General features: G+C 64.8%; 11 protein-coding genes. All 11 read right to left on the reverse strand.

What is annotated here, in order from left to right; translation table 11 throughout:
- A partial coding sequence (locus A5622_RS30775; protein ID WP_197508013.1) for a GIY-YIG nuclease family protein occupies positions 1-256 on the reverse strand: 256 nt, incomplete at its 3' end.
- Entirely contained in the window at positions 237-629 is a 393-nt protein-coding gene (locus A5622_RS29180; RefSeq protein WP_156752957.1) for a hypothetical protein, read from the reverse strand. The genes A5622_RS29180 and A5622_RS30775, both read right to left, overlap by 20 nt.
- Positions 626-775 carry a hypothetical protein gene (locus A5622_RS29185; protein WP_156752958.1) on the reverse strand — a complete coding sequence of 50 codons (150 nt, stop codon included), beginning with the start codon at positions 773-775 and terminating at the stop codon, positions 626-628. Before A5622_RS29185 ends, A5622_RS29180 begins: the two co-directional genes overlap by 4 nt.
- Positions 772-924: a hypothetical protein gene (locus A5622_RS29190; protein ID WP_156752959.1), complete on the reverse strand. Its 153-nt coding sequence runs from the start codon at positions 922-924 to the stop codon at positions 772-774. Before A5622_RS29190 ends, A5622_RS29185 begins: the two co-directional genes overlap by 4 nt.
- The gene (locus A5622_RS14640) at positions 924-1,163 is read right to left on the reverse strand and encodes a hypothetical protein (protein WP_066879409.1); all 240 of its coding nucleotides are present in this window, start codon (positions 1,161-1,163) and stop codon (positions 924-926) included. The genes A5622_RS29190 and A5622_RS14640 overlap by 1 nt, the downstream gene beginning before the upstream one ends.
- Entirely contained in the window at positions 1,160-2,053 is an 894-nt protein-coding gene (locus A5622_RS14645; RefSeq protein ID WP_066879412.1) for a hypothetical protein, read from the reverse strand. Before A5622_RS14645 ends, A5622_RS14640 begins: the two co-directional genes overlap by 4 nt.
- A gap of 346 nt (positions 2,054-2,399) precedes the next feature.
- On the reverse strand, positions 2,400-2,648 hold the full coding sequence (locus A5622_RS14655) for a hypothetical protein (RefSeq protein ID WP_066879418.1): 249 nt from the start codon (positions 2,646-2,648) through the stop codon (positions 2,400-2,402).
- Positions 2,645-2,899 carry a hypothetical protein gene (locus tag A5622_RS14660; protein ID WP_156752960.1) on the reverse strand — a complete coding sequence of 85 codons (255 nt, stop codon included), beginning with the start codon at positions 2,897-2,899 and terminating at the stop codon, positions 2,645-2,647. The genes A5622_RS14655 and A5622_RS14660 overlap by 4 nt, the downstream gene beginning before the upstream one ends.
- A gap of 68 nt (positions 2,900-2,967) precedes the next feature.
- Positions 2,968-3,357, reverse strand: a complete 390-nt coding sequence (locus tag A5622_RS14665; RefSeq protein WP_066879424.1) for a hypothetical protein — start codon at positions 3,355-3,357, stop codon at positions 2,968-2,970.
- A gap of 183 nt (positions 3,358-3,540) precedes the next feature.
- On the reverse strand, positions 3,541-5,142 hold the full coding sequence (locus tag A5622_RS14670) for an AAA family ATPase (protein ID WP_066879427.1): 1,602 nt from the start codon (positions 5,140-5,142) through the stop codon (positions 3,541-3,543).
- Positions 5,143-5,283: 141 nt separating this feature from the next.
- Positions 5,284-6,029: dATP/dGTP diphosphohydrolase domain-containing protein (locus A5622_RS29705; protein ID WP_197508014.1), on the reverse strand; the 746-nt coding region annotated here is incomplete at its 5' end.

Raw genomic sequence — 6,029 nt, forward strand, 5'->3', positions numbered from 1 at the left:
CCCGCAACCGCAGCGTCCCTGTGTTGGTAATGGCGTGCGTCCGATTGTATTTCGGTCGTTCTGTTTGTATCGCCACAACCTCCGCGCGGGCCGCCTCATCCCGTGTAGGGAAGCGCTCAATCCTGATCGTCGCAACTTCTTCCCACCACGGCTGCGTGTGGCGATGCGCAGAGAAGCGCGCTGACGGATCACCTGTAATCCCAACGTAGAGAAGTCGATCCGAGCGGGAATAGAACCTATACAGTGCCGTGCGCAAGTCTGCGACCTATCTCTGTGTGCCGCCGCCCCTGGTATGCAACTACCTCGCCAACGTTGTAGTAGACATGCCCGTCGATCCGTTGAGATGTAATGTGCCCGCGGTTTGCCCACATGCGAACGGTAATGGGGCGCACGTCTGCGCGTTCAGCCATCTCGTTGGCTGTAAGCCATTCATCTGGGTCATACGGGGTGCGGTCTGGACGCAACCACATCACGCCACGCGACTCCCACCTACGTCGCAGATCCTCCACTTCAATGCGCAAGGTTTCCGGCCCCATAGTTGTGCTTTCCTGCACTGCCCTGTCGAGCAGATCGAATGCATCCATGGCTACGCGTTTGTTGCGCAGCTCGCGGGAATCGCCATAGCTCACGCCGCGGCCTCCCGTTCGCTGGCGGTGCCCTTTTTGGCGAGGGCGGCTAGCTCTTTGTCGACGTACCGCCGGTAATGCTTTGCGAGCGCACCGATCTTGTCGTTGAGGCGGCCGAGTCCGGGCGCGCTCTGGTTGTGGGGCTTCACGAGTTGTTCTCCTTGACGGTGTATCCGGCGGTGTGTAGGGCGTCGAGTAGTAGCTTCGCGCTGGCGTTGGGGTACGGGACGCCTTGTGTGCGTAGCGCGTTGGCGAGGACGGTGTGCGGCCCCGGTTCGGGCCATGGCGGCGGCGGCATCAGGCGCCGCCGTCGTAGGCTGCGCATTTGTCCATGGCTGCCTTGATGAAGTCGACGCGCTCGGCGACGAAGTGGGTGTCGCCGCTGCGGGTTCGGATCATGGAGCCGATTTCGGTTTTGCGGTAGCGGCCGAGTCCGTGCACGGTGCGGACGCTTTCGATGTCGGTCCATGTGAGGAGTACGCGGCCGATGTGGCGTCCGGCGATGTCTTCGACGAGTGTCAGGTCGAGCATGGTCATGCGGCCATGCCCTGCACGCGTGCCATCAGGTCGGCCATGCCGTCGATGTCGAGCATGGACGCAACGAGATCCAACGCGAACTCGCGTTCAGCCGCCAACCACGCGGCGACGTCGCGCTCCCATTGCGCCTCCGCCAGAAGCCATTTCAGCACGTCCTGTTCCTCTCTCTCGGTGAGAACCATCTTCGAAAGCCACTGGTATTCAGCTTCGGTCCATGTGCCGTCGCCGTTGGGGCCGCCGTCGCATGCCAGGCAGCGGATCACTTCGGGTGTTTCGACGCCGTTGACGGATCCGCGGCCGCGTAGGTCGCGGACTTCTTTGACGAGCGCCTGGGCGCCGCATGACGGGCACGGCAGGTGTTGCTTTTCGCGTTGCCGGGTTTCACCGAGATGCCGTGTCGCGTAGCGGTGTAGGACGGCGAGGCGCAGCGCGGCATGGATTCCGATGGCACCGCAGGCAACCAGGGTGTCGACACGTTCAGCCACGAGCCGGACAGCCTTCTCGATCATGCGGTAGTCCCGGTCCCGACCAGTCGGCCGGCCGAAGAAGTGCCATTGCGTGTGCACGGCATCCGACACGAGGACGGCGGCGGTGTCGCATGCGCCAGCGATCTGCCGCATCAGGTCGTCGGCGGCGGTGTTGATCGGCACCCGGGAACCAGGTTTCGGTCGCCGGCCGCCTCCGCCCACCGGGGCGCGGGATTCGCCGATGGTGAGTTTCAGCTTGCACCAGTCGCTCGGTAGGGCGCGCATGCTCGAGCGCACCCAACGTTGGCAGGGCTGGCACAGCCCGGTGGCCGTGGACAGTTGCGCGGGTACTCGTTTGCCGTCGACCACGGTGTGGCCGTGGCAGAGTTCCCCTGCGCCGCAGCGCCGCTCGTGGTCGCTCATATCGCCCTCGATTCCCAGAAGTCGTCGACTTTGATGAGGTCACGGCCGCACGGGACGCAGTGGAGGTATCCGCCCAGGTGTTGTTTCGCTGCGTGAGACTGGCCGAACAGGATCGAAATGCGCTGCGCCCGATACGTCATGCACGGATGGCACAAAAACTGGACCGCATAACCACCCGTGTCAGCGAACACGGGGTCGTTACAGTGGCCCATAGCGTGGACGCGAACACAGAACACCGCCGTGTGTAGGCAGCCGCCCAGGCCATGCGCTGGACACCCCGGGCATTCGCAGGGCTGCCGGGTGGGGATGAAATCGAGCTGCTCGAGCATGAAGTCGCTGTCGGACATCACCAGCACTCCCCTGCATGCTTAAGGTGGCACTCGCCGCACAGGCGTTCGTGGTTGCGGCGGCCCGTGATGACGGGCTGCGGTTCGTCGTCGGTGTCGGGTTCGTACCGATCAGCGAACGGGTCGGTGGTGGCGTCCACGCAACCGGCGTGGACCACCTTGCGGCCCGCATAGTCCACCTCGTCGCCGACGCGGATGCGGGTGCCGCAGCCGGGGCAGCAGCCGTTGTATTTCGCCACGAAGGTCATCGCAGCCACCTCGCCCAGTGCTCGCGCCACCACATCGGCCGGCGTTGCGTGTAGGTCACGCGCGCCTCAACCGGGCTGCAATGCGGATAACCCATCTCATTCACCAGCCCGTCGTAAATAGGCTCCTCAAACACCAACGGCCGCATCAGCGGGCCGTAAAAAATTCGGTAGGCAGCGCGCAACCTCGCGGCAGAACCTGGGTCGCGATCGATCACATCTAATGCGGCCATGACGTCGAGGATCTGGCCCATGCTGTCGTTGGCACGGGCGGCCGGGGACCGCGGCTCGCCGAGTTCGGCGACAAGTTCGTGGTAAATCCTCACGCGATCACGTCCTCGGCGCGATGCCCATGCCGGCGACCGTCGATGAACGCCAGCAGATCATCCACCGTGCAATGAACCCAGAACTTCCCCGGGTCGGTGGTGCCGCGGCGCTTGGCGACCACCACGCCAACGAGGGCGTCGTCGTTGCCGGCCTCGGTGTGCGCCTCGGCCACCCATGCGGGGATGGCGGGTTTGGCGCAGTCCTTGACTTCGATGACGACGCGCTGTCCGTGGACGCGGACGCCGCCGATGTCGCCGCGGTCTTTGGCGCCGGTTTTGACGCGGCGGTCGATGCGGTCGTCGCCGAGGGCGTCGGCGAGGTAGTCGGCGACGACTCTTTCGGTGCGGGCGCCGGCTTGGCGGGCGCTGCGGTTAGTGCGTGCCATACGACGGTGACCTTCCTGGTGGTTGATGATGAGGGTGTGCTTTGGTTTCCCGGCGCGGACACCCGGGGGTGGTTTCCCGGTTTCCCGCCCCTATATATAGGGCGGGAAACGGGAAACCCAGGTCAGGGCGGTTTTCCGTTTGGAAACCGGGAAACCGCGGGAAACCGGGAAACCGCAGGTCGCTCACATGGCCTCCGAGGGGCTCAAACTGAGCATTTTCGCGTTGTTGTCGCCGACGGAAACAAACAGCACGCCGTCTTTGATCGCCTGGTCGACGGCCTTGCCTGCTGAGTGTTTCCCGACGCCGTGGTCGCTTTGGAGTCGTGCGACGAGGTCGCCTTTGTTGAGTGATCGGCTGCCGGTGAGTTGCCGCATCACGGCGCGTATGTGGTCGATGGCGTCGTTCACTTTGGCGGCTTTGCGGCCGCCGTCGCGGTAGGTGAGTGTGCGGCCTTCGGGTTCCCACACGAGCTGCCCTTCGGGCACGCTGACGTCGCGGCCGTGGGCGCTGAAGAAGCGGCGACCGCCGTCGGCGGTGTCTTCTTGGTCGGCGTCCTCGGCTTGGGCTTCTTTGACGATTTTCCAGTTGACGTCGGGCCAGTCGAGGAGTCGGCTGTCGCCGCGGCTGCGTTCTTGGCCGTGGCCCATGTGGTGCACGACGATGGATTCGCTGACGCCGGCTTCTTTTTTGAGGGAGTCCCAGGCGACGAGGAACCGGCCGGCGTCGCGGTGTTCGTCGAGGCCGATCGCGTCGAGGCAGGGGCGTAGGCAGTCGAGGATGACGAGTTCGCTGCCGCGGATACGTTCGGCCCATTGGGCGCGGGTGCGGGCGTTCAGGATGTTGAACGTCGCGAGGCGGCCTTTCATGGACGCTATGTCGATGAAGGCTTCGTTGATGATGCCTTGTTCGCGGAGCCAGCGGCGCAGCATGCGTTCGTCGAGTTCGTCGTCGAACAGGGTGATGCGTTTCGGCGGTGCGGTGGCGAATTTCCCGAGGAAGGGGGTTCCGTCGGCGAGTGCGCGCAGCAGGTTGGCGATCATGGATGTTTTGCCGGCTTTGTATTGCGCTGCGAGGAGGACGTTGCCGCCGGTGGGCCAGAGGTCGGTGATGCGGTATTGGGCGTCTTCGTCGGGGACGGCGAGGAAGTCGCGGAGGTTGATGATGTCGGGCATGGACTGGCCGAGTTGTGATGCTTGCCAGTCGTTGTAGAACTCGCGGGCGGCGTCGTCGATGCGGAGTTGCAGTGCGCGTTGCCGGATGGCGTTGTTGAAGTAGTCCTGTGCTTGTTGCGCGGCTTCTGTGGGTTGGCCGTGTTCGTCGGTTTCGTCGAGGACACCGGGGTCGAAGGTGGTGTTGCCGAGGTCTGATTCGGTTGGTGGCGGCACGGCGGGTTGGTGGCCGAGTTTTTCGGCGGCGGCGCGTTGGTGTCGGTCGCCTTTGAGGCAGTCGTCGATTTCGTCTTGCGGCAGACCGGAGGCCAGCGCGGCTGCGGTGAGCGCGGCGTCGACTTCGGCGTTGGTGATGATGCCGGCGTTGATGAATCGTGCCAGGCTGAATTTCGCGGCGTTGAGTGCATGGTTTCTGCCCGAGTTGGGCGCCATGGCCGCGATGCCGGTGCATTCTTTTTGGAGCGCGCCTTCGGCGTATTTGCGTTCGCGTGTTCCGTCGCTCGGTGTGGTGACGATCGGGGTGTAGGTAGCTGGTCGCGGTGTGGGTTTGGGGGGGGTTAGGCCAGCGTCTTGGAGCCGTTGGGTGAAGGGGATGACGTTCGCGGCGTCTGTCATTTGACGCGCGTCCGCATGGTGTTTGACATGGCGGTGTGCGTTGTCCTCGGGGGTGGGGTGGTTTTGGGGGTGCGCGTGGGGCCGTCAGGCGGCGTGCGGTGTCTGCGTGCTAGTTTATTGCATGCCGCCTGACGGCCGTGTTTACGCTAGAACTTCGGTGAATGGCCCCCAGATGGCGCCGGGATCCACGCCTTGCCCTAACGCGGTCCAGTCGCGGCCGGGGCGGTTGATGCGGAACTCCCAGTGGCCGGGGTGGTCGCCGATGGGTGTCGGTGTCCATGCGACCCAGCGCCATTCGTCGCCTTCGCGGTCGCGCCATGCGTGGGCGTCGCGTTCGGTGTCGCCGAGGGTGTCGACGACACGGGGCGACAGTGGCAGCACTTCGGTGTAGGGGCCGTAATCGCGGCCGTAGCAGACAGTTCGTAGCCACCCGCCTCTGCGCGCCGGGAACCGTTCCCAGTAGCAGTGTTCACTGTTCCAGCGGTAGCTGCCGAGGTGGCCGGTCCATTCGGCGTCGCGTTCGTTGTCGCCGAGGGCGTCGACGACGCGGGGTTGGCGCGCCGGCTTGGCGGCGGCGGCGAGTTGTCTGTATAGCTCGTCGACGTTGTAGACGCGGATGTCGCCGAGCCGCTGGCCGCCGTTGCTGTTGCGCCTGTTGCGCCATGCGCGTTCTGCGTCGAGCCACTTGCGGACCTTGGTGCAGTAGCGGGTGTCGCCGCCGAGGTTGATGCGGGTGAACTCGTCGAGCACCAGCATGTGCCAGGCGAATGCGATCAGGTGGTGACTGCCGGTTTCGGGGTCGTGGCTTTCGCCGGCGCGCCATTGTTCGGCGTGGCGGTTGGCGGCGGCGAAAGTGAGCCGCCAGTCGTATCCGCGGGTCCAGTTAT

Origin of the sequence: Mycobacterium sp. 1245801.1 (assembly GCF_001673055.1) — a bacterium.
GTDB classification, from domain to species: domain Bacteria; phylum Actinomycetota; class Actinomycetes; order Mycobacteriales; family Mycobacteriaceae; genus Mycobacterium; species Mycobacterium europaeum_A.